We start from the raw sequence: 18,776 nt of genomic DNA on the forward strand, positions 1-18,776 counted from the left end.
TGCAACGCAATTCCTCCTGCGCACCATGCCGGAGTGACCTGAGTCACTTTTTCGTGGCGCGGGTACCCCACCGGCGGCGAAGGGAAGTGTTTTCCATGCGAGTCGGAGTACTGACCGGGGGCGGCGACTGCCCAGGGCTCAACGCGGTCATCCGCGCCATCGTCCGCAAGGGCGTTCAGGAGTACGGCTACACCTTCATCGGATTCCGGGACGGCTGGCGCGGACCGCTGGACGGCGACACCGTGCGGCTCGACATCCCCGCGGTGCGCGGCATCCTGCCGCGCGGCGGCACCATCCTCGGTTCCTCACGCACCAATCCCCTCAAGGTGGAGGACGGCGTCCGCCGGATCAAGGAGACCCTCGCCGCGCACAGCGTCGACGCGCTCATCGTGATCGGCGGCGAGGACACCCTCGGCGTGGCCGGCCGGCTTTCGGCCGAGTACGGCATCCCCTGCGTCGGAGTCCCCAAGACCATCGACAACGACCTCTCCGCGACCGACTACACCTTCGGCTTCGACACCGCGGTCGGGATCGCCACGGAGGCGATCGACCGGCTGCACACCACCGCCGAATCCCATATGCGCGTCCTGGTCTGCGAGGTGATGGGGCGTCACGCGGGCTGGATCGCCCTGCACTCCGGCCTGGCCGGCGGCGCCAACGTCATCCTGATCCCCGAGCAGCGCTTCGACGTCGACCAGGTCTGTGCCTGGGTGACCTCGCGCTTCAAGGCGTCGTACGCCCCGATCGTCGTCGTCGCGGAGGGCGCGATGCCCAAGGACGGCGACGTCGTCCTCAAGGACGGCACGCTGGACTCCTTCGGACACGTCCGGCTGTCGGGCGTCGGCGAGTGGCTGGCCAAGGAGATCGAGAGGCGTACGGGCAAGGAGGCCAGGACCACCGTGCTCGGCCATGTGCAACGGGGCGGCACCCCGAGCGCCTTCGACCGATGGCTGGCCACCCGCTTCGGACTCCACGCGATCGAGGCGGTCCGCGACGGGGACTACGGCAAGATGGTCGCCCTGCGCGGCACGGACATCGTGCGCGTACCGATCTCCGAGGCGACGGCCCAGCTAAAAACGGTCCAGCCGGAGCTGTACCAAGAAGCAGGCGTCTTCTTCGGCTGATGTTTTTAGGGCTCGGTTCGCTCGTTCCTCACGAACCTGTGCGCGTTCTCCCTTTCGACAGCGGCGCGCCCTTCGGCTCACTCGCCGGCGGTCGTGGAGGCGGGCGGTCGTTACACGGAGGCAGCGGCCCTCCGTACCACGGGCGCGCGCGTCCCCACTTCCCCCCAGGCGGGGCCGAGCGGGCTGGTGGGCCACCGGCGGGAGGGGGTCGGGGGTGCAGGAGGTGTGTGTCCGGACGTAGAGCGTGATTTGTGGCGCACACCAAGCCGCACCCGGCAACGCACCCGCACGCGCCGTAAATCATGCAGTCCGGACACACACCTCCGGAACCCCCGGCACCCGCACCACCACTCACCCCGCCGGCAGGCGCACCGCGGCCGCCAGCAGGTCCGCCACGATCTCCGGACCGTTCAGCGTCAGCACCGACTCCGGGTGGAACTGCACCGACGCGAACCCCGGCCCCCGCACCGCGTGCACCTCCCCGCTCTCCCCGTCGCGGCTCACCTCCACCCCGCGCGCCGCCAGTTCCGACGCCGCCGCGTCGTCGCAGCGCGCGGTGAAGCTGTTGTAGAAGCCGACCGTCTCCTCCCGTCCGAAGAGACTGATCGTGGTCTGCGCGCCCTGGTACGGGACCTGCTTGCGTACGGTCTCCAGGCCCAGTTCCGCCGCGATCAGCTCATGGCCGAGACAGACACCCAGCAGACCGTGACGCCGGCCGCGGATCAGCTCGGCGGCGAGCGCGCGCAGCAGTCGCATCTTGGGGTCGGCGGCGTCCGCCGGGTCGCCGGGGCCCGGCCCCAGCACCACAGGACCCTCGTGCGCGAGAACCGCGCCGCGCAGCCCCGGCTCGTCGTAGCGCCGTACCGTCACCTCCAGCCCCGAGGACCGCAGCACATGGGCGAGCATCGCGGTGAAGGTGTCCTCGCCGTCGACGACCAGCGCGTGCCCGGTGAGGGTCGCGGGACCGGTCCGCATCTTCAGCCAGAACGGCGAGAGGTCCGCGCGCCTGGCGTCCAGCGCGGCCCGCACCCTCGGGTCGTCGGCGAGCCGGGGCCGTACGGACTCCTCGCGCGGCCGCCCGGGACGTACCCCCAGCGCCGCCAGCACCCCCGCCGCCTTGGCATGGGTCTCGGCGACCTCGCCCGCCGGGTCCGAGTGGCGTACGAGCGTGGCTCCGACCGGCACCCGCAGCCCGCCGTCGCGGTCGATGTCGGCGGTACGGATCAGAATGGGGGAGTCGAGGGTCTGCGCCCCGCCGGCGTCCCGCCCGATGAGCGCGAGCGCGCCCGCGTAGTAGCCGCGCCCGCCGGCCTCATGGCGTTCGATGACGCGGCAGGCGTTCTGCACGGGAGAGCCGGTGACCGTCGCCGCGAACATCGTCTCCTTGAGCACCTCGCGCACATCCAGTGAGGAGCGGCCGCGCAGCTCGTACTCGGTGTGCGCGAGATGCGCCATCTCCTTGAGCCGGGGGCCGATCACCACCCCGCCGCGGTCACCGACGGTGCACATCATCTTCAGCTCCTCGTCGACGACCATGGAGAGCTCCTCGGTCTCCTTGCGGTCGCCCAGGAAAGCGAGCAGCCCCTCCGGGCTCGGCCCCTCGGGCGGGTAGCGGAAGGTCCCGCTGATCGGGTTCATCACGACGGTCCCGCCGCTCATCCGGACATGCACCTCGGGGCTGGCCCCGACGAGGGTGCGCTCCCCGGTGTGCACGACGAAGGTCCAGTACGCGCCGCGCTCGCCGGCCAGCAGCCGCCGGAAGAGCGCGAGCGCGTCGGCCCTGCCGAAGCCGGGGACGCGGCCCTCGAAGGTCCGCCGGATGACGAAGTTCGCGCCCTCGCCCCGGCCGATCTCGTCCTCGATGACCCGCCGCACGATCTCCGCGTACCGCTCGTCGTCGATGTCGAAGGCCCCGTCCTCGACCCGCACCTCGTGGCCGGGCAGGGCGTGGAGCAGCTCGCCGAGCGGCAGTTCGTACGTCTCGTCCGCGACCAGCACGGAGAGCGGCGTCCCGTCGTCCCGTACGTCGAAACCGCGCTCCCGGATCTGCCGGAACGGCACCAGGGCGAGCGAGGTCCTGGCTCCGTCGGGCAGGTCGGCGAGCCGGTCCGCCTCGTGCACGGATCCGATCAGCAGCTCCACGGTGTCGTGGTCCCGGCCGGGCGTGCGCCGACGCAGCAGTGCGAACGGCGGGCAGCCGTCGTCCAGGAGTCTGCCGATCAGAGCATTAAGAGACAGGTCAGGGGCGTGGGACATCTGCGGTGTTCCTTCCGGGTGGGAGGAACGGCCCGCTTCCCGGTCCGAACCCCGAACCCGGAAAACACGGAAGGCCGCCCCTCGGGCGGCCTTGGCGATTCGTGGTGCGCGCGTGAATCAGTGGGCCGCCGGACGAGCGGTCCACCACCAGGTCTGATTCGAATGCGCGAACATGAGGCGCACGATAGCGCACCCGCCGCGAGGTCGCCGCGTTCCACACCGCGCGAGGTCGCCGCGTTCCACACTGTGAGAGTTGCCGATGGCACGGCCCGCGACCACGTAATCTGGAGCGCGTGACAGTGAACGCTCAGAACCCCGCGACCCCTGTGCCGTCCTGGCACGATCTTCCCGCTGCCCAGCAGCCGGAGTATCCGGACCAGGCAGCCCTGCGTGAGGTCGTGGCCGAGCTGGAGTCGTATCCGCCGCTCGTGTTCGCGGGCGAGTGCGATCAGCTGCGCGCCCGGATGGCGGCCGTCGCCAAGGGCGAGGCGTTCCTCCTGCAGGGCGGCGACTGCGCCGAGGCCTTCGACGGCGTCTCCGCGGACCACATCCGCAACAAGCTCAAGACCCTCCTCCAGATGGGCGCCGTCCTCACCTACGCGGCCTCCGTGCCCGTCGTGAAGGTCGGCCGGATCGCCGGGCAGTACTCGAAGCCGCGCTCCAAGGGGACCGAGACCCGCGACGGCGTGACCCTGCCGACGTACCGGGGCGACTCGGTCAACGGCTTCGCCTTCAAGGAGAAGGACCGGATCCCGGACCCCGAGCGGCTCAAGCGGATGTACCACGCGTCCGCCGCGACGCTCAATCTGGTCCGCGCCTTCACCACGGGCGGCTACGCCGATCTGCGCCAAGTACACGCCTGGAACCAGGACTTCGTGAAGTCGTCCCCGTCCGGGCAGCGCTACGAGCAGCTCGCGCGCGAGATCGACAACGCGCTGAACTTCATGAAGGCCGCGGGAACCGACCCGGCGGAGTTCCGCACGGTCGAGTTCTACTCCTCGCACGAGGCGCTGCTGCTGGCCTACGAGTCGGCGCTGACCCGGGTCGACTCCCGTACCGGCAAGCTGTACGACGTCTCCGGCCACATGGTCTGGATCGGTGAGCGCACCCGTCAGCTGGACGGCGCGCACATCGAGTTCGCCTCGCAGATCAACAACCCGATCGGCATCAAGCTCGGCCCGACGACGACGGTCGACGAGGCGCTGTCCTACATCGACCGGCTGGACCCCGACCGTGAGCCCGGCCGGCTGACCTTCATCGTCCGGATGGGCGCCGACAAGGTCAGGGACAAGCTTCCCGAGCTGGTCGAGAAGGTCACGGCCTCCGGTGCCACGGTGGCCTGGGTGACGGACCCGATGCACGGCAACACCTTCGAGGCGGCCTCCGGCCACAAGACCCGCCGCTTCGACGACGTGCTCGACGAGGTCAAGGGCTTCTTCGAGGTCCACAAGGGCCTCGGCACCCACCCGGGCGGTATCCATGTCGAGCTGACCGGCGACGATGTCACCGAGTGCGTGGGCGGCGGCGACGAGATCTTCGTCGACGATCTGCACCAGCGCTACGAGACGGCCTGCGACCCGCGGCTCAACCGCAGCCAGTCGCTTGACCTGGCGTTCCTGGTCGCCGAGATGTACCGCGACCAGTAGGAGCCGGTTCCCCGGCGGACGACGACGGGGCGCGGATCCATGTGATCCGCGCCCCATTGTCCTTTCCCGGGCTTTTGCGCCTCCCGGACGGCGGGTAAGGTTAGGTTTGCCTCACCGACGCGGTCGGAGCGGCCTGAACCAACGACCCCGCCGGGAGGTGAACCGCGTGTACGTCTGCTCGTGCTTCGGTATCACCGAGACGCAGGTCAAGGAACACGCGGCAGCGGGTGCGTGCACCCCTCGCCAGATCGCGTCGGCCAGCAAGGCCGGCACCGACTGCGGCTCGTGCGTACGCCAGATCCAGTCGATCCTCGGGCGGGGCGCCTGCCCGCGCCGTGAGCTGCTCGACCAGCGCGGGCCCGCCCTCGCGGCGGCGCCGGATCCGGACCGGACCCCGGCGACCCGGCTCGGCCTGGGCGAAGCCGCTTAGGTCCTGTCCGGGCTGCCTGTCCTGCCTGGCTGCCTGTTCGGCCCGGCTGTCTGTGAAACCTGGCCGTCTGTCCGGCCTAGCTGTCCGGCTGCTCGATCAGCTGGGCGATGTAGAGCGGCTCGCCGAGCTTCGCCACCAGCTCCAGCTGGGTGTCGAGATAGTCGATGTGGTGCTCCTCGTCCGCCAGGATCGATTCGAAGATGCCCTTGGACGTGTGGTCGCCCTTGGCCCGCATGACCTCGATCCCGCGCTTGAGGCGATCGATCGCCTCCACCTCGACCTCTCGGTCGGCCTGGAACATCTCGGTGACGGTCTGGCCGACCCGTACATGGAAGAGCCGCTGGTAGTTCGGCAGGCCGTCCAGGAAGAGAATCCGGTCCGTGAGCAGCTCGGCGTGCTTCATCTCGTCGAACGACTCGGCCCGGGTGTATTTGGCGAGCTTCGTCCAGCCGAAGTTCTCCTGCATCTTCGCGTGCAGAAAGTACTGATTGATCGCGGTCAGTTCGGCGGTCAGCTGCTCATTGAGGAATTCGAGGACCTCGGGGTCGCCCTGCATCGCTGAGGCTCCTTCCAGGCGTGACGGGAGGCGGAATGCGCGCATCCTCGCACCGTGATCAGAGACCGTCCAGTAAGTGCATGCTTAGTATGGCTTGCCTGAATTAGTTCATACCTGGTCAGGACCACCCCTCCTGGTCTGTCACCATGGAAGGCATGGGTCAGCCGGAGAGCCGGGAATATCAAGAGCCGGAACTGTCCGAGCTACCACCGGGGCAGCGCCTGCAGCGCGGCTGGCCGGTCACTCATTACGGACCCGTACCCAAGTTCAAGCCGGACCGCTGGGAATTCCGTGTCTTCGGCGCCACCGCGGACGGTGACAAGCACTGCTGGAACCACGAGGAGTTCTCGGCGCTCCCGTTCTCCACGGTCGTCGCCGATCTCCACTGCGTGACGAAGTTCAGCATGGTGGGTGCCGAATGGGGCGGCGTGCCCGCCCGTACGGTCCTCGGCCTCGCGCCGCCCGCACCCGGTGTCACGCATGTGATGGTCTGGGCCGAGTACGGCTTCAGCTCCAATCTGCGGCTCGCCGACTTCGTCTCGGACCGTACGATTTTCGCCACCCACAAGGACGGTGAGCTGCTCACCGCCGAGCACGGCTTTCCGGTACGGCTCGTTGTCCCGCAGCTGTACGCGTGGAAGGGGCCCAAGTGGGTCCGGGGCGTGGAGTACATGACCGCCGACCGCCGCGGCTTCTGGGAGGAGCGCGGCTACCACAACGTCGGCGACCCGTGGACCGAGCAGCGCTACTCCTACCAGGAGCTCCCTGGGGACGGCCCCGAGTTCTGACGCTCCTCCCGGCAACAGGACCCGGCGGTCAGCCGTCGCGCAGCTTCTTCAGCCGCTCCACGTCCGCCGCGTGCCCCTCCTTGCCGCCCGGGGTCTCGATCACCAGGGGGACGTTCTCGGTCGCCGGATGCCTGAACAGCTCACGGAACGGCTCCTCGCCTATCTCTCCCGCGCCGATGTTCTCGTGACGGTCCTTGTGCGCGCCCGCCACGTCCTTGGAGTCATTGGCGTGGATCAGTTTGAGCCGGCCCTCGCCGACCGTGTCCACCAGCAGATCCAGCGTCTGCCGCATGCCGTGCGGTCCGGTGAGATCGTGCCCGGCCGCGAAGATGTGGCAGGTGTCCAGGCAGATGCCCAGCTTGGGGTGGGAGTCGAGCGCCTCGAAGTACGGGCCGAAGTCCCAGGTCCTGGAGCAGAGCGAGAAGCCCTGCCCCGCGGTCGACTCCAGCAGCAGGAACGGGTCGTCGTCATGGGTCAGCTCGTCGAGGAGCGGCAGCATCCGCTCCCGTACCTGGGCGAGCGCCACCTCGCGGGGGCGGCCGCCGGTTGCCGAGCCGGTGTGCACGACCACGCCCCGCGCGCCGATCTCCCGGCCCCGGCGCAGACTGTGCCGCAGGGAATCCACCGACTTCTCCGCCGTCGCCTCGGTGTGCGAGCCGAAGTTGATCAGATACGGGGCGTGCACATACACCGGGATCCCGCCGGCCGCGCACTCCGCGCGGAACTGTTCGTCCTGCGCCGGATTCCCGGTCGGCGTCGCCCAGCCACGCGGATTGGCGACGAAGACCTGGACGGTCTCGGCGCCCAGCTCACGGGCGTAGGCGAGGCCGGTCGTGGCGAGGCCGCCGGCCACGGGTACATGGCCGCCGACAGGGTTGCGCATAGCTCCTAGAGTCCCTTGGTCTTGATGGTGATCGTGCTGCCCTCGGGGGCGGCGGCGCCGCCCTCGACGGACTGCTCGGCCACCGTGTCGTTCAGGAAGGGGAAGCTGCGGTCGACCTCGACCGCGAAGCCCGCCTTTTCCAGCCGGTTCCTGGCCTCGCCGATCGTCTGCCCCGTGACATCGGGGACGGAGATCATCCGCGGGCCCTTGGACACCGTCAGGGTGACCGTGTCGCCACGGGCCAGCTGGGAGCCCTCGGCCACCGACTGCTTGGCGACGGAGCCCGCCTCCACCGGCGAGTTCACCCGCTCGGAAGCGATCTTGACCTTGAGCCCCGCGTCTTCGAGCGCGGCGGTGGCGTCATCGACGCTCTCGCCCGTCATGTCCTCGACATCGACGGGGCTGCCCTTGCTCACCACGAGCGCGACCCCCGAGTCGGGCCGTGCGTCGGCCCCGGCCGCCGGATCCGAGCTGATCACGGCGCCCTGTTCGATGTCGTCGTCGAAGGACCTGCTGACGGCCCCGCCGGCCAGACCGGCCTTCTTCAGCAACCGTCTGGCCTCGGTGAGGGATGTGCCCGCCAGGTCCGGGACCTGGACGATCTCCGGGCCGCGCGAGATGACGATGGTCACAGGACCGCCGCCGCGGACGCGCGCCCGTGGCTCGGGATCGCTGCGCATGACCGTGCCGCGCTGGAAGGTGTCACTGAAATCCTTGCTGACCTTCGCGTCGAGGCCCGCGTCGTCGAGGCGCTTCTCGGCCTCCCGCTGGCTCTGGCCGAGCAGCGAGGGGACGCGGGTGAACTGGCCGGAATTGATGTACCAGACGCCCGTCCCCACCCCGAGGACCAGCAGCACGGCGACGATCATGGCGACCATGCCCCGGCGAGGGACGGCCCTTCGGTGGTCCGTCGCGCGCGGCGGACCGCTCGGCCGGTCCGGAGGCGCCATCTCCAGCCGGCTGGTGCGGTGGACCGGCGACTCGTCCCGCCCCCGGTCCGCCGGCCCCTCGGCGGGGAGGGCGCGCGGGATCACTGTCGTACGGCTGTCCGCACCGTCCTCGGCTTTCGCCTGCGGCGGTACGGCGTCCAGCTGCGCGTCACTGAGCGCCGCGCGGACCTCACGGGTGAGGGCGAGCAGTGCCACCGCGTCGTCGGGACGGATGTCGGGGTTGCGCGCGGTGGCCGTCGCGACCAGCTCGTCCAGCGCGACGGCGAGGCCGGGAACGGCGGCCGACGGCGCGGGAACGTCCTCGTTGAGATGGCGGTAGAGGACCTGGGCGGGGGTGTCGCCTCCGTGCGCCTTGGCGCCGGTCAGCATTTCGTGGAGCACGACCCCGCAGGCGTACACATCGACCCGGGTGTCGGACGTGCCGTACTCGATCTGCTCCGGTGCGAGATACGAGACCGTGCCGAGGACGGTCCCGCTGGTGTTGGTGACATCGCCCACGGCCCGTACGAGCCCGAAGTCGGCGACCTTGACCCGTCCGTCGTCCCCTATCAGCACATTCTCGGGCTTCATGTCCCGGTGGACGAACCCCGCGCGGTGGGCGGCGCCCAGCGCGGCGAGCACGGGCTCCAGGATGTCCAGAGCCGCCCGCGGCTGCAGAGCGCCACGCTCGCGCAGGACATCACGCAGCGTGCAGCCCGCGACGTACTCCATCGCCAGGTAGACGTACGCGCCCTGCGCGCCCTGGTCGAAGACCGCGACCACATTGGGATGCGACAGCCGGGCCACCGATTTAGCCTCGCGGATGAAGCGCTCCACGAAGGTGACGTCGGCGGCCAGCGCGGGGTGCATCACCTTCAGGGCCAGCACCCGGTCCAGCCGGGTGTCGACGGCCCGGTAGACCGTGGCCATGCCGCCGACGGCGATGCGCGCATCGACGCGGTAGCGGCCGTCGAGCACCTGCCCGACGATGGGGTCCTGAAGGGTCGTATCCACGCAGATGAGTCTACGAGCCGGCACGGACACTCCCGAAGCCCCGGTTCGAACCGGGCACGCTACTGCAGCCGACCTGTGACGCTTCCCGGGGCGTGGCGGTGCTGTGCGGGGGCGCGTGGGTCAGGCGAACGCGGGCCGCTCCGGGTCCAGCGTCGCCACCCCCTCGGTGGGGGACGACGCCGTCGCGAAGTGGCGGCGCGGGATGCGGCCCGCCCGGTACGCCAGCCGGCCCGCCGCCACCCCGTGCCGCATCGCCTCGGCCATCAGCACCGGCTCCTGCGCGCGCGTCACCGCCGAGGCGAGCATCACCGCCGCGCACCCCAGCTCCATGGCGAGCGCCGCGTCCGAGGCGGTGCCCGCCCCCGCGTCCAGGATCACCGGCACGCGCGCGTGCTCCACGATCAGCTGGAAGTTGTGCGGATTGCGGATGCCCAGGCCGGAGCCGATCGGCGAGCCCAGCGGCATGATCGCGGCGCAGCCCACGTCCTCCAGCTTCCTGGCGAGCACCGGGTCGTCGTTGGTGTACGGCAGGACCGTGAAGCCGTCGTCGACCAGGGTCTCGGCGGCGTCGAGCAGCTCGATCGGGTCGGGCAGCAGCGTGCGCTCGTCCGCGACCACCTCCAGCTTGATCCAGTCCGTGCCGAGCGCCTCGCGCGCGAGACGGGCGGTGAGGACCGCCTCGCCGGCGGTGAAGCATCCGGCGGTGTTGGGCAGGGCCCGGATGCCCAGGGAGCCGAGCACGGACAGGACGGAGCCCTGGACCGTCGGGTCCAGGCGCCGCATGGCGACCGTGGTGAGTTCGGTGCCCGAGGCGATCAGGGACCGTTCCAGGACGTCGAGGCTGGGCGCCCCGCCCGTCCCCATGATCAGCCGGGAGCCGAACGAGCTGGAGCCGATGGTGAGCCGGTCGTCGGCCATGGGTGCTCAGCCTCCCTGGACCGCGGTCAGGACTTCCACCCGGTCGCCGTCCCCGAGCAGGGTGCGGGACCAGCGGGTACGGGGGATCACCGTCTCGTTGACGGCCGCGGCGACGCCCGAGGGGGCGGGGGTGAGGGCCGCGACGAGGATGTCGAGTGTCGTGGCCGCCGCCAGCTCGCGCGGCTCGCCGTTTACGGAGATGCGCACGACGTCGGGGTGCGTACGGGTCATGCGGGCTGCTCCTGACGTACGGACGCGGCGGGGGCGAAGCGCGCGGGGGTGAAGGGGCGGGCCTCTTCCGGAAGCTCGCCGGTGGTCAGCACGGCGGCCATCACGTCGCCGGTGACGGGCGTGAGCAGCACCCCGTTGCGGTGGTGGCCGGTGGCCAGATGCAGACCCGGCAGCGCCGTGGGCCCGAGCAGGGGCGCGTTGTCCGGCGTTCCGGGGCGCAGCCCGGCGCGGGTCTCGGTGAGGGGCAGTTCGGTGATGCCCGGGACCAGTTCGTGCGCGTCCCGCAGCAGCTCGTACACCCCGCCGGCGGTGACCGTGGTGTCCCAGCCGAGCTCCTCGCTGGTGGCGCCGACGACCAGCTCGCCGTTCTCGCGGGGCACCAGATACACCTGGCTGCCGCGCACCACGGCCCGTACCGTCCGGGACAGGAACGGCGCGTACGCACGGGGCACCGTCAGCCGCAGGACCTGGCCCTTGACCGGCCGCACCGGCGGCAGCACGGCGTCCGGTACCCCGGCGAGCCGGCCGCTGAGGCTGCCGGCCGCCAGCACCACCTGGTCCGCGGCCGGCGCGCGGCCGTCGCTCAGGACGGCGCCGGTGGCCCGGTCCCGTACGACGGTGAGCCGGTCGGCCCAGGCGCGGTGGAAGACCACTCCGGCCCGTTCGCAGGCCGTCAGCAGGGCCGCGGCCAGCCGGCGGGGATCGGTCTGGTGGTCGCCGTCCACCCGCAGCCCGCCGCGCACGCCCGGCGCGAGCATCGGCTCAAGGCGCCGGCACTCGCGGCCGGTGAGCCACTCGGAGGTGAGTCCCGAGCGGCGCTGGAGGGTGTGGAGCTCGCGCAGCTGGGCGCGGTCGTCGGCGTCGAGCGCGACGGCCAGGGTGCCGCAGGCGCGGTAGCCGGTGTCCTGGCCGCTCGCCGCCTCCAGCTCGGCGGCGAAGCCGGGCCAGCGCTCGGCGGAGGCGAGGTTGAGACCGAGCAGCAGCTGCTCGCCGTGGTGGAGTTCGGTGACGGCGGCGAGCATGCCCGCCGCGACCCGCGCGGCCCCGCCGCCGGGATCGGGGTCGGCGACGGCGGTACGCAGCCCGCGCTGCGCCGCCCGCCAGGCCGTGACCAGGCCGATGATCCCGCCCCCGATGACGAGGACGTCGGAACCGCTCGTACCGGATTCCTCATGAGACGACTGCATGGGCGTCCAGCCCCTCCCTTCGCCGGCATGACCCGGATCAGGTTCGTACGGTCGGAGGCCGCCTCAGCCTCCCTCTCAGCCCGGTGCGTCCGGACTCCCGCGAGGTAGTGTCGTCGGCCAGCCTAACGCCCGGCCCTCCGCGCGGTAAGAGAGCATCCGGCGCGGCCCGTTCGCGGGCACGGACCCGGCAGCGCGAAGGACCAGCCCTCCTGACGGCTCGTCAGCTGTTTAAGGTGACCGGGTGAGCGAGCAGCAGAGACAGACGGAACAGCCGCATGTGGTCGTCGTCGGCGCCGGGATGGCGGGGGTGCAGACCGCCGTGGCCCTGCGCGAGAAGGGGTACGGCGGCCCGGTCACGCTGATCGGCGCCGAACCGCACCCGCCCTACGACCGGCCCCCGCTCTCCAAGGCGGTCCTGCTGGGCACGGCGGAGAGTTCGGCCTTCGACATCGACTTCGAGGCGCTCTCCGTCGAGCTGCGGCTCGGTCTCGGGGTGACCGGACTGCGTCCCGCCGCGCGGCAGCTCGACACCGCCGCCGGGCCCGTCCCGTACGACGTGCTGGTCATCGCCACCGGCGCGGAGCCGATCAGACTGCCCGGCACGGAGGGCGTGCCCGGCGTCCATCTGCTGCGCACCCTGGACGACGCCGAGGGGCTGCGTCCCGCGCTGGAACAGCGGCACGACATCGTGGTCGTCGGCGCCGGGTGGATCGGCGCCGAGTTCACCACGGCCGCCCGCGAGGCGGGTTGCGCCGTGACGGTCGTCGAGGCGGCGGACCTGCCGCTCGCGGGCGCCCTGCCGGCCGAGGTCGCCGCCCCCATGGCCGGCTGGTACGCGGAGAGCGGCGCCGACCTGCTGACGCACGCGCGCGTGGCCGGTGTCGAGCCCGGGACGGTCGTCCTGGCGGACGGCCGGCGGCTGCCCGCGGACACGGTGGTCGTGGGCATCGGAGCACGGCCCGCGACGGCCTGGCTCGCGGGGTCGGGCATCGCCCTCGGCCCGGACGGATCGATCACCGCGGACGAGCGGCTGCGGACCTCGCTGCCCGGGGTGTACGCGGTCGGGGACTGCGCCTCCTTCCCTTCCGCCCGCTACGGGGAGCGACTGCTCGTCCACCACTGGGACAACGCGCTGCAGGGGCCGCGGACGGTCGCCGCCCAGATCGTCGGCGAGACCGAACAGGTCTACGACCCCGTGCCGTACTTCTGGTCCGAGCAGTTCGGCCGGTTCGTCCAGTACGCGGGCCATCACGCGGCCGCCGGTACCCCGGTGTGGCGCGGCGATCCCGCCGGGGCCGCCTGGTCGGTGGTGTGGCTGCGGGACGGCGTGCTCATCGCCCTGCTCGCCGTCGGCAGGCCGCGCGACCTGGCGCAGGGCCGCAAGCTGATCGAGGCGGGCGCGCGCCTGGACCCGGAACGGGCCGCGGATCCGGCCGTACCGCTCAGGAAGGCCGTTCTCTGACCTTCCTTCGCCGGCCCGGGACGAACACCTCCGGGTGCCTCGGCTACCGTCTGTCAGTCCGGGATGGCACGCTTGTCCTGTGACCGAGATTGACGCAAAGATCGATGCTCTCGTCCCCGCCTGGCTCCACCTGCCCGACATCGCGGAAATGCTCGATGTCGAGGTGACGCGTGTGCGGCAGCTGGTGAAGGAAGGCCAGCTGATCGCCGTGCGCCGCGGTGAGAACAGGACGCTTCAGGTGCCCGCCGCCTTCATTGACGGCAACAAGGTCGTCAAGGGCCTTGCCGGGACTCTGACGCTGCTGCGGGACGACAGCTTCTCCGACGAAGAGATGCTCGAGTGGCTCTTCACCCCCGACCCGACCCTGCCGGGCACGCCCGCGCAGGCGCTCAGCGAGAATCGCGGCACGGAGGTGAAGCGCCGGGCCCAGGCGCTTGCCGTCTGACGACATCGCCAGCCACGGTGTGCGGCGGCGCCGCGGTGACCGCCCAGCGGTCATGGCGCCGCCGCGCACCGCCGACCCAACGGGGGGACCTTCACCATGCCCACGCCTCATGCGTCGCTGTCCGATGCCCGGATCTATCTGTGCACGGACGCCCGCACGAGACAGCGGGACCTCCCTGAGTTCCTCGACGCCGTGCTCGCGTCCGGGGTGGACATCGTGCAGCTGCGTGACAAAGGCATGGAGGCGGCCGAGGAGCTGGACCACCTCCAGGTCTTCGCCGACGCCTGCCGCCGCCACGGCACGCTGCTCGCCGTGAACGACCGCGCCGACGTGGCGCACGCCATCGGCTCCGGCGTACTGCATCTGGGACAGGGCGATCTGCCTGTCCCGGCGGCCCGCGCGATCCTCGGGGACGAGCTGCTGATCGGCCGCTCCACCCATGCCGAGGCCGAGGTGGACGTGGCGGTCGCGGAGCCCGGTGTGGACTATTTCTGTACGGGCCCCTGCTGGCCCACCCCGACCAAGCCGGGCCGCCACGCACCCGGTCTCGGCCTGGTGCGGTACACCGCTTCGCTGGCGCCGGAGCGTCCGTGGTTCGCGATCGGCGGGATAGACGCCGGCAATCTCGACCAGGTGCTGGACGCGGGCGCCCGCAGAATCGTCGTCGTACGGGCGATCACCGAGGCCGACGACCCGGCCGCGGCGACGGCCGTGCTGGCCGCGCGGGTGCGTGAGCGCGCTGTGTGAACGTCGGCGCGCTGTGTGACGCCGTGCGGACCGCGGCCCCGCAGGTGTCCGAGGCGTGAACAGTGAACGGGCAATCCCGGCAAATCCCCCCTGTCCGGTTGGGGGACCGCCAGGCCCTCGATAACCTGCACATATGGCCCTTGGCACAGCTTCGACCCGATCGGATCACGCGCGGACCGTGCGGGATCTGCTCGCGACCGGCACCTCGTACTCGTTCGAGTTCTGGGCGCCCAAGACCGAGAAGGGCGAGCGGAACCTCTGGAACGCACTGCGCCGGGTCGAAGCGGTGGCTCCGAGCTTTGTCTCCGTGACCTACGGCGCGGGCGGTTCCACCCGGGCGGGCACGGTCAAGGCCACGGAACAGATCGCCGGCGACACCACGCTCACCCCGGTCGCGCACCTCACGGCCGTCGGCCAGTCCGTCGCCGAACTGCGCAACATGGTCGGGCAGTACGCCGACGCCGGGATCCGCAACATCCTCGCCGTCCGCGGTGACCCGCCCGGCGACCCCATGGGCGAGTGGGTCGAGCACCCGGAGGGCGTGCGCTACGCCGCCGAACTGGTCCGGCTGATCAAGGAGTCCGGGGACTTCTGCGTCGGTGTGGCGGCCTTCCCCGAGATGCACCCGCGCTCACTCGACTGGGACACCGACATCCGGCACTTCGTGGACAAGTGCCGGGCCGGCGCCGACTACGCGATCACTCAGATGTTCTTCGACCCCGAGGGGTATCTGCGGCTGCGCGACCGGGTGGCGGCCGCCGGTTGCCAAACCCCGATCATTCCCGAGATCATGCCGGTCACCAGCGTCAAAATGCTGGAGCGACTGCCGCAGCTCAGTACCGCGGTCTTCCCGCCCGAGCTGAAAGAACGGATCCTCTCCGTCAAGGACGACCCCGTCGCTGTACGCTCCATTGGCATCGAGTTCGCGACGGAGTTCTGCGCAGGGCTGCTCTCGGAGGGCGTCCCCGGCTTGCACTTCATTACACTCAACAACTCCACGGCGACGCTCGAAATCTACGAGAATCTCGGACTGCACCAGCAGTCGTGACCGGCCGTATCCGCCCCTGTCCCGGGGTGGTGGCCGCAGGAGAGGGGCGGGCATGGGCTGGACGGTCCTCTACATCGCATTCGGCATCGTGGCACTGTGGCTGCTGGGCGAGGTGCTGCTGCAGTACAAGGCGCGGCTGCGCTGGCGGCTCCTCGCCTTCGCCGGATTCATGTGTGTGGTCCTGGGCGTCCTGATGCCCTCCGTCTTCGTCATCGCCCTGGGCGCCCTCGCGTTCGCGGCAGGCCAGACGTATGTGACGCTGTCCTTCCGCCGCGGCTTCTCGACGGGCTGGGCGATCGGCGGCAGCCCCGGAGCCAGCCGCCGCCGCAAGGCCGGCAGCGAGCCGGCCGAGGAGCGCGAGCCCGCCCTCGAGGTCTCGGATCTGGAGTTCGTGCCGGTGGCCCCGGCCGCCAACCCCGCATCGGTGTACGAGCCGCAGCCGCTGCCCGACGACACCGGGCAGTACGGCGTGTACAACGACGGGCCCCAGGAAGCGAATCCGCAGAATCCGCCGTACCAGCAGCCCGCGTACGGCGGCGGATACGACGCCTACCCCGGCTATGAACAGCCCGCGGATCAGGGGACCTACGCGGCTCAGGACGCCTACGCGAGCCAGGACGCCTACGCGAGCCACCAGACCTACCCGGGCCAGGACGCCTACCCGCCCGGTCAGGACCCCTACGCGGGCCAGGACGCCTATCCCGGCCAGGACGGCTACGCGAACCAGTACCAGTACGGGGACGGCCAGCAGCAGTACGCCGCGTACTCCGACCCGTACAGCGACTCGGCCAACGGCGGCCAGCAGTACGGTTCGTACGACAGCTTCGGGGGCCAGCAGCCGTACGCCGACCCCTACAACGGCCAGCAGCAGTACAACGACACCCCGCCCGGCGGGGTCTGGGTTCCGCAGCAGCGCGACGGCGACCAGAGCCCGCCGATACCCCAGGAACAGCCCCCGCAGCCGGGCTACGACCCCGGCTACAACGACCAGCACTACCGCTACTGACGCACTACCGCTACGGACGGACTACCGCTACTGACGGTTCGTCAGGAGCGCTCGCTCACTGCGAGCCGCGGAACTCCGCACCCTCCACGATCAGCCCGGCGACCAGCGACCCCGACATCCCGGAGTGCGGGAGCCCGCCGCCCGGATGCGCCCAGCCGCCCGCGAGATACAGCCCAGCCAGCCGCGTGCTGTTCGCCGGACGCAGCAGCCGGCCTTCCAGCCCCGCCAGCGCGGGCGCCGGCACCGAGCCGCCCTCGGCCCCCGTCTGCGCCGCGGTGTCGGCGGGCGTCCGCACCTCGCGCCAGATCAGCCGCCGCCCCAGCTCCGGCACGGCCGCCCCGGCGGCCGCCACCAGCACATCGGCGTACCGCTCGCGCAGCGCTCCGTCGAACCAGTCGACCGGGCCGTGCGGAGCGACCGTCGCGGTGACCGTCACCGCCTCATGATCCGCGTCGGGGCGTGTCCCCGCGTCGTCGGGCCGCAGCACCGTGACCGTGGGCCGCTCCGCCGTCCGCCCCGCGAAGACCTCGGCGGCCTCGGCGCGCGCGTCGGGGGAGTGCACCACCGTCCGGTGCGCGGCGTCCGCCTCCCGCGCACCGCGCAGCGCCAGCAGCGCCGTGAACCGCCCGGGCACCGGAGCGCTGTCCGTCTCCCGCGGCCGTACGTCACCGTCGCCCCAGAGCTCCCGCTCGACGAGGCGCCCCGGCGCGACGCCCGCCACCACACGGTCGGCCGCGGCCACTGTGCCGTCCGCCAGCTCGACGCCCGTGGCCGCGCCGTCCTTCTCCGCGATCCGGGTCACCTCCGCCCCGAACACGAACTCCACCTTGCGGGCCAGACACCGCTCGTACACCGCGCGCGCCAGCTCCCGCATCCCGCCGCGCACATACCAACTGCCGAACGTCTGCTCCAGATAGGGCAGCAGCGCGGCGCTCGCCGGCGCGTGCCGCGGATCGAGTCCGTACGACAGGGCGTATCCGTCCAGCAGGGCGCCGAGCCGGGGGTCCGTCAGCTCCCAGGCGCCGATCTCCGCGACCGTGCCGGCCCGGCGGGCGCCGCGCAGCAGCCGGCGCTGCCGCAGCGCCGGATACGGATCCTGTCCGAGCACCCGCCAGTCGGCCCACAGCGGCTCCTCCAGCAGCGGCCGCCGCGAGCGGTCCCAGGCCTCCCTGGCCCGGCCCAGGAACGCGCCCCAGCGCTCGCCGGCGTCCGCGCCCAGCGCCGCGTCCAGGGCGGAGACCACACCCGCCCGGGACGCGTTCGGCAGCCGTACGTCGGTGCCGTCGGCGAAGACATGCCGGCTCGCCGGGTCGACCTGGTCGACCTGGACGGTCCGCTCCAGCGATTCCTTGCCGGTCTTGACGAACAGATCGCGGTAGACGGCCGGCAGATGCAGCAGCCCGGGCCCGGTGTCGAAGACGAAGCCGTCCCGCTCGAACCGGCCCACCGACCCGCCGTAGGTCGCCGAGCGCTCGTACACCGTCACCCGGTGGCCTGCCACAGCCAGCCGGGCGGCCGCCGCCATGGCGCCCATCCCGGCGCCGATCACCACAATCCGTGCCATGCCAGGGACTGTATCGACCCCCACTGACAGCACGTATCGGCGGTGGCAGCGTCCGGTCGGTTCCGCCGTACTCGGCCGCCCGCTGGGGACCGGTACGGACGCCTGAGTACTCATACCTAGTGGGGGAGATGAGTAGGGACGCGGATGGGACTTCGCCCGCCGGGACGGAAGAGTGGAGACCACGGAAGGGGCGCGGCGCCCGTACCGCCGACACGGGGCGGCGGAACGGCGCGGCTCCCCTGACGCAACGGGGGCACGACGGAGGGCCCGGCGACCACGGGGGATCACGGGGAAGCGGGGCTCTCCGGCATCACGGGAAAGCGGGTACGGGGGAAACGGGGTACCGGGACACGGGGGAAACGCGCCGGTCCGGTGAGGCTCAGGAGACTGAGTCCCGCCGGACCGGCGTACTTCTGTCGTGCGCGGGCCGGGTTCAGTGCCCGCGGGTTTACGACCTGGTGCACGATAGCCAGCGGGCTCCCGACGCCCTGCGACTCCGCCTCCGGCGTTGTCGTCAGTCGACGACGCTCCGCGTCGCCTCC

The 18,776-nt window shown here is 71.5% G+C and carries 18 protein-coding genes and 1 riboswitch; of the genes, 9 read left to right on the forward strand and 9 right to left on the reverse strand.

Annotated elements, in window-relative coordinates:
* Positions 1 to 95: 95 nt before the first annotated feature.
* Positions 96 to 1,124, forward strand: a complete 1,029-nt coding sequence (locus ACFVWW_RS26455; RefSeq protein ID WP_384334131.1) for a 6-phosphofructokinase — start codon at positions 96 to 98, stop codon at positions 1,122 to 1,124.
* Positions 1,125 to 1,475: 351 nt separating this feature from the next.
* On the opposite strand, the gene ACFVWW_RS26460 is transcribed toward ACFVWW_RS26455, so the two are convergent.
* Both ACFVWW_RS26460 and ACFVWW_RS26465 read right to left on the reverse strand, forming a co-directional pair.
* The gene (locus ACFVWW_RS26460; protein WP_386877851.1) at positions 1,476 to 3,380 is read right to left on the reverse strand and encodes an anthranilate synthase family protein; all 1,905 of its coding nucleotides are present in this window, start codon (positions 3,378 to 3,380) and stop codon (positions 1,476 to 1,478) included.
* A 117-nt stretch (positions 3,381 to 3,497) separates the two neighbouring features.
* Positions 3,498 to 3,554: a trp operon leader peptide gene (locus ACFVWW_RS26465; RefSeq protein WP_360166934.1), complete on the reverse strand. Its 57-nt coding sequence runs from the start codon at positions 3,552 to 3,554 to the stop codon at positions 3,498 to 3,500.
* A gap of 119 nt (positions 3,555 to 3,673) precedes the next feature.
* On the opposite strand from ACFVWW_RS26465, the gene ACFVWW_RS26470 reads away from it, so the two are divergent.
* A complete protein-coding gene (locus tag ACFVWW_RS26470; RefSeq protein WP_384192528.1) occupies positions 3,674 to 5,026 on the forward strand; it encodes a class II 3-deoxy-7-phosphoheptulonate synthase in 1,353 nt (450 codons plus the stop codon).
* 157 nt (positions 5,027 to 5,183) lie between these two features.
* Positions 5,184 to 5,456 (forward strand): bacterioferritin-associated ferredoxin, encoded by a 273-nt coding sequence (locus ACFVWW_RS26475; protein WP_384192531.1) that lies wholly within the window; start codon positions 5,184 to 5,186, stop codon positions 5,454 to 5,456.
* A 76-nt stretch (positions 5,457 to 5,532) separates the two neighbouring features.
* On the opposite strand, the gene bfr is transcribed toward ACFVWW_RS26475, so the two are convergent.
* A complete protein-coding gene (gene bfr / locus ACFVWW_RS26480; RefSeq protein WP_384192534.1) occupies positions 5,533 to 6,012 on the reverse strand; it encodes a bacterioferritin in 480 nt (159 codons plus the stop codon).
* A 155-nt stretch (positions 6,013 to 6,167) separates the two neighbouring features.
* Here bfr and ACFVWW_RS26485 point away from each other — a divergent pair, with 155 nt between their 5' ends.
* Positions 6,168 to 6,800 carry a sulfite oxidase-like oxidoreductase gene (locus ACFVWW_RS26485; RefSeq protein WP_386877850.1) on the forward strand — a complete coding sequence of 211 codons (633 nt, stop codon included), beginning with the start codon at positions 6,168 to 6,170 and terminating at the stop codon, positions 6,798 to 6,800.
* 28 nt (positions 6,801 to 6,828) lie between these two features.
* Here the strand turns inward: ACFVWW_RS26485 and ACFVWW_RS26490 are convergent, their stop codons facing one another.
* From ACFVWW_RS26490 to thiO, 5 genes are all read right to left on the reverse strand, one after another.
* Positions 6,829 to 7,683 carry a deoxyribonuclease IV gene (locus ACFVWW_RS26490; RefSeq protein WP_386877849.1) on the reverse strand — a complete coding sequence of 285 codons (855 nt, stop codon included), beginning with the start codon at positions 7,681 to 7,683 and terminating at the stop codon, positions 6,829 to 6,831.
* Positions 7,684 to 7,688: 5 nt separating this feature from the next.
* Positions 7,689 to 9,626, reverse strand: a complete 1,938-nt coding sequence (pknB, locus tag ACFVWW_RS26495) for a Stk1 family PASTA domain-containing Ser/Thr kinase (RefSeq protein ID WP_386877848.1) — start codon at positions 9,624 to 9,626, stop codon at positions 7,689 to 7,691.
* A 120-nt stretch (positions 9,627 to 9,746) separates the two neighbouring features.
* Positions 9,747 to 10,544: a thiazole synthase gene (locus ACFVWW_RS26500; RefSeq protein ID WP_386877847.1), complete on the reverse strand. Its 798-nt coding sequence runs from the start codon at positions 10,542 to 10,544 to the stop codon at positions 9,747 to 9,749.
* 6 nt (positions 10,545 to 10,550) lie between these two features.
* Entirely contained in the window at positions 10,551 to 10,775 is a 225-nt protein-coding gene (gene thiS, locus ACFVWW_RS26505; protein WP_384334119.1) for a sulfur carrier protein ThiS, read from the reverse strand.
* Positions 10,772 to 11,962, reverse strand: a complete 1,191-nt coding sequence (gene thiO / locus ACFVWW_RS26510) for a glycine oxidase ThiO (RefSeq protein ID WP_384192549.1) — start codon at positions 11,960 to 11,962, stop codon at positions 10,772 to 10,774. The genes thiS and thiO overlap by 4 nt, the downstream gene beginning before the upstream one ends.
* Positions 11,960 to 12,073, reverse strand: a riboswitch (TPP riboswitch). (Overlaps the previous gene by 3 nt.)
* 130 nt (positions 12,074 to 12,203) lie before the next feature.
* Here thiO and ACFVWW_RS26515 point away from each other — a divergent pair.
* The 5 genes from ACFVWW_RS26515 (at position 12,204) to ACFVWW_RS26535 (ending at position 16,670) form a co-directional block, all read left to right on the forward strand.
* Complete coding sequence (locus ACFVWW_RS26515; RefSeq protein ID WP_386877846.1) at positions 12,204 to 13,424, forward strand: NAD(P)/FAD-dependent oxidoreductase; 1,221 nt, start codon at positions 12,204 to 12,206, stop codon at positions 13,422 to 13,424.
* Between the two features lie 79 nt (positions 13,425 to 13,503).
* Positions 13,504 to 13,869 carry an Rv2175c family DNA-binding protein gene (locus ACFVWW_RS26520; protein WP_384192554.1) on the forward strand — a complete coding sequence of 122 codons (366 nt, stop codon included), beginning with the start codon at positions 13,504 to 13,506 and terminating at the stop codon, positions 13,867 to 13,869.
* A gap of 96 nt (positions 13,870 to 13,965) precedes the next feature.
* Entirely contained in the window at positions 13,966 to 14,616 is a 651-nt protein-coding gene (gene thiE / locus ACFVWW_RS26525; RefSeq protein ID WP_386877845.1) for a thiamine phosphate synthase, read from the forward strand.
* 133 nt (positions 14,617 to 14,749) lie between these two features.
* Positions 14,750 to 15,664 (forward strand): methylenetetrahydrofolate reductase [NAD(P)H], encoded by a 915-nt coding sequence (gene metF / locus ACFVWW_RS26530; RefSeq protein WP_384192560.1) that lies wholly within the window; start codon positions 14,750 to 14,752, stop codon positions 15,662 to 15,664.
* Positions 15,665 to 15,716: 52 nt separating this feature from the next.
* Positions 15,717 to 16,670, forward strand: a complete 954-nt coding sequence (locus ACFVWW_RS26535) for a hypothetical protein (protein WP_384334108.1) — start codon at positions 15,717 to 15,719, stop codon at positions 16,668 to 16,670.
* 55 nt (positions 16,671 to 16,725) lie between these two features.
* On the opposite strand, the gene ACFVWW_RS26540 is transcribed toward ACFVWW_RS26535, so the two are convergent.
* Complete coding sequence (locus ACFVWW_RS26540) at positions 16,726 to 18,234, reverse strand: phytoene desaturase family protein (RefSeq protein WP_386877844.1); 1,509 nt, start codon at positions 18,232 to 18,234, stop codon at positions 16,726 to 16,728.
* Positions 18,235 to 18,776 lie beyond the last annotated feature (542 nt).

It is taken from the genome of Streptomyces sp. NPDC058198 (genome assembly GCF_042882605.1).
Taxonomy (GTDB): Bacteria; Actinomycetota; Actinomycetes; order Streptomycetales; family Streptomycetaceae; genus Streptomyces.